The following is a 591-nucleotide window of genomic DNA, read 5'->3' as shown; positions in this document are numbered from 1 at the left end:
AGTAAAACCACCACTCCCCTGAATAAATAAATTTAGAACTGGGGCAAGCAATTTTACTTACATCATCCGAGCCGTGCCCCCCTTTATTTCTCAGCTGTTGCTCACGCTTTTTTGTTATTTTATTTAAATTGACCATTGCAACATTCCTCATCCCCAGCAACTGAAATATTTCCTCAGCTAACTTGCAACAATTATTTGCATGAGCCTTATATGCAAAAAAAGCAATCAACCCAGAGAGAACTAATGATATAGCGAATAGCACATACAACGAATATTGATATGCCTCCCAATAATCAGAAATTCTCCTGTCATTTAAAACATCATGAAGCATAAACATAAACATGCAAACAAACATTATTATCGCGGTAAGAATAAACATATTTTTAATTCGCCAGAGCATATGTGCAATATGCCCCATATCACATTTCGGACACATCGAAACTATACGATCTTCCGGTAACGCAATGGCATAGACTTCATAATGGTCATGCTGCCATTCAACAATCATGTCCACCTCATCGCCAGCCTGAACACGGGTAACACCCACCCAGCCGCGGAATGGCTGACCATTAATCATCCCCTGCACATATT

At 39.6% G+C, this 591-nt stretch carries 1 protein-coding gene; it reads right to left on the bottom strand.

Annotated features, from left to right (window positions below; genetic code table 11):
* On the bottom strand, window positions 1–591 hold a 591-nt coding region (locus L977_RS24750; RefSeq protein ID WP_047626021.1), incomplete at both ends, for a putative type VI secretion system effector.

Source organism: Enterobacter sp. ZOR0014 (genome assembly GCF_000798855.1).
GTDB classification, from domain to species: Bacteria; Pseudomonadota; Gammaproteobacteria; order Enterobacterales; family Enterobacteriaceae; genus Enterobacter; species Enterobacter kobei.
The sequence above is the reverse complement of the archived record's forward strand: the minus strand, read 5'-3'. Positions and strand labels throughout refer to the sequence as shown.